The organism is Paenibacillus sp. 598K, from assembly GCF_003851045.1.
In the GTDB taxonomy this organism is placed as follows: Bacteria; Bacillota; Bacilli; order Paenibacillales; family Paenibacillaceae; genus Paenibacillus_D.
This window is the reverse complement of the sequence record NZ_BFBX01000247.1, coordinates 703-1372: the sequence shown is the minus strand read 5'-3', so window position 1 is coordinate 1372 and position 670 is coordinate 703. Positions and strand designations below refer to the sequence as shown.

Below are 670 nucleotides of genomic sequence, written 5' to 3'. Positions count from 1 at the left end.
GGACTGCGCCCCCGGAGCCCGAGCCGGTTGCCGTCGGCGGCGCAGTCCCATCCTGCTCCTGCTGCGCTGCCCGTTGCTGGGCCCGCCGATGCTCGTAGATGATCCGATCCCGCTCGGCGTCATCCTTCACCCCTACCGCCTCGATCGGGTAGTCGGGGTCGAGGATGACCAGATGCTTGCCATAGCCGGAGGTGATCGCGCGCAGCGCCTCGATCTCCTCGGGGTCGAGCTTGGCTAGCAGCAGATCGCGGATATGTTGCTTTTCTTCTGTGGACAGTGTCTCTGTCGATTGCCCCATCAGATAGTACATCTCGCGTAGCGACAGCCCTGACTGCAACAGGATCGCCGCCGCATCAAGCGCGTCGTCGCTCTGAATCGGCTTGTCTGCCAGCGCGTCGGCCTTGCCGACCGCTCCGCTGAGCGATGCGGGCAGCCGCCCGCTGCTGTCCTCGGCTCCTCCGCCTGCGCCGCCCGGCGACGACTCGCCCTGCAGCACATGACGGTCGCGGATCGCGCCGATATCCATCGTCGTCAGCTTCCAGTAGAGCAGTCCGGCAGCCGCGACCAGCAGCACGCCGAGCACAGCCGTCGACCAGAGCGTGATCTTCCATACTCGCTTCATAGCTGTCCGCCTCCCTTGTAATGCCTAACATCTCCGCCTATAACATCT

1 protein-coding gene is annotated in these 670 nt (G+C 64.8%); it reads right to left on the bottom strand.

Annotation, left to right across the window (positions count from 1 at the left end):
- Positions 1–622 (bottom strand): hypothetical protein (locus PA598K_RS34920; protein WP_148092053.1); only part of this gene is annotated, 622 nt, incomplete at its 3' end.
- Positions 623–670 lie beyond the last annotated feature (48 nt).